The organism is Blautia sp. HCP3S3_D9, assembly GCF_052063845.1.
Lineage (GTDB): Bacteria > Bacillota > Clostridia > Lachnospirales > Lachnospiraceae > Blautia_A.
This window is the reverse complement of the sequence record NZ_JBQHWS010000255.1, coordinates 1-1,743: the sequence shown is the minus strand read 5'-3', so window position 1 is coordinate 1,743 and position 1,743 is coordinate 1. Positions and strand designations below refer to the sequence as shown.

At 35.9% G+C, this 1,743-nt stretch carries 3 protein-coding genes; all 3 read right to left on the bottom strand.

Annotated features, from left to right (window positions below; all coding sequences use genetic code 11):
* Positions 1 to 63 precede the first annotated feature (63 nt).
* On the bottom strand, positions 64 to 540 hold the full coding sequence (locus tag ACTNES_RS20690) for a pyridoxamine 5'-phosphate oxidase family protein (RefSeq protein ID WP_441040556.1): 477 nt from the start codon (positions 538 to 540) through the stop codon (positions 64 to 66).
* A gap of 262 nt (positions 541 to 802) precedes the next feature.
* Positions 803 to 976 carry an undecaprenyl phosphate translocase family protein gene (locus ACTNES_RS20685; protein ID WP_441040555.1) on the bottom strand — a complete coding sequence of 58 codons (174 nt, stop codon included), beginning with the start codon at positions 974 to 976 and terminating at the stop codon, positions 803 to 805.
* 85 nt (positions 977 to 1,061) lie between these two features.
* Complete coding sequence (locus ACTNES_RS20680; RefSeq protein ID WP_441040554.1) at positions 1,062 to 1,646, bottom strand: DMT family transporter; 585 nt, start codon at positions 1,644 to 1,646, stop codon at positions 1,062 to 1,064.
* Positions 1,647 to 1,743 lie beyond the last annotated feature (97 nt).

Genomic DNA, 1,743 nt, shown 5'->3' with positions numbered 1-1,743 from the left:
TATCCAAGAAAACCGCTATGAGGGAATTTGTCCAAGGCGATACAGCGGATGTAAAACTGGAATTTATCGTTCCTGCACTTCTTTTCCGCTCAGGTGCTCTATTTCAATTTCAAACATCTGAACGGCTCTTCCGGATGATGCCACTTCTTCATCTACCAGCTTTTCATCAGGATAATATTTCATCGCAAATTTCTTTATCAGCGTCATTGTGGCTTCCTGATTTTCGACTAAGTGGCAGCGTCCAAAGACAACCGTACTTTGAAGAAATGGTGCCCACGATTCTTCCTGAATGCGTTCATTACCATATACAGTAAAGCAAACTTTATCACATACTTTCAAACAATCCACTTTATAGCCTGCTTTAGCTCCATGGAAAACAATCTTATGTGAATCTTCATCATATAGATAATTGATCGGTATCGCATAGGGATAACCATTATCACCGTTAACTGCCAGTATGCCACGTCGAGAACAACGTAGTAGTTCTTTCGCTTCGTCTGTGCTGATTTCATTTCTCTTTTTTCTAATTGATCTAAACATTGAAATTACCTCCGAAAATTCAAAGCTTCCGCTCTGTTATAATCTCTCAGTATTACTGAAAGTTTCCTAATTCATTTCTTTTTCAAATCTAAAGAAATAATTGTTTTCTTCTGGAATATTGCCCGCACTTTCTCCTTTTTGATGTGGGTCTTTGTGCTTTGGATTGAAAAATTCTACAATCTTAAACCCACAACGATTTACATAGAAATGGATGTTTCTTTTGTCATAATACGGAGTGTGCGTTTCCCATATCTTCGTTTCATCATCCGTGACAATTATCGTGCCACCGACTCTTTCTCCCTCTACCTCGGTAAAATATCAATGACGTAATAAATTCATTGTAAAATCCCATCAAAAATACAATACTTCCTCCTGAAACTCCTGGAACACTATCTGCCATTGCCATACAAAATCCTTGAAATATTTCTTCTAACATATGTCTCCTCCTACAATTTGATGATTTCATTGTAAGGAGGATTTCTCAAAAACAGCTAACATAAAAATAAACTTTTTATAAACAATCACAGTATTGCTATTATAATCGTACCCAAAACCAGAAGTGCCAAACCAATCGCAGACTTTTTATCCAATGATTCATGGAATATAAAATATGAAAAAGCAACTGTAACTAACACACTTGATTTATCAATCGGTATTACTACACTTGCAGGGCCATTTTGCAATGCCTTATAATAATACATCCATGAGGCACCAGTTGCAATCCCCGAACAGCATATAAAAATTAATTCTCGACGATCTATATTATGTATTTCTGATTGTTTACCAGTAATAAAAACCATACTCCATGCCATGACCAAAACAATTCCCGTACGAATAGCTGTTCCAAGATTAGACTCAATACCGGTTATACCTATTTTACCTAAAACTGCTGTCAGGCTTGCAAAAACTGCAGATAGTACAGCATAGAACAACCAACTTTTTCCATTTGAATCATTTTCTTCTGCTGTGCTTTTTTTCTGAATCATTAAAAAAATTCCAATTGCTATCAAAATAACTGCAATTGACTTCTGCCATGTTATACCCTCTTTTAAAAAAATCAACGCCAAGACAATAGTCAAAACTGTACTTGATCCTGAATTATTCACGGAACAGTATCTGAACAGATAACTGTGCCATGAATCTAAAAAGTGATCCATGCAGCCATAACATCACTCAATTAACCTGTTAAAAGGGTATAAAATC

Bases quoted from the DNA above. Each gene is read 5' to 3' on its own strand.
- ACTNES_RS20690 (WP_441040556.1), bottom strand. From the start codon at position 540: ATGTTTAGATCAATTAGAAAAAAGAGAAATGAAATCAGCACAGACGAA.
- ACTNES_RS20685 (WP_441040555.1), bottom strand. From the start codon at position 976: ATGTTAGAAGAAATATTTCAAGGATTTTGTATGGCAATGGCAGATAGT.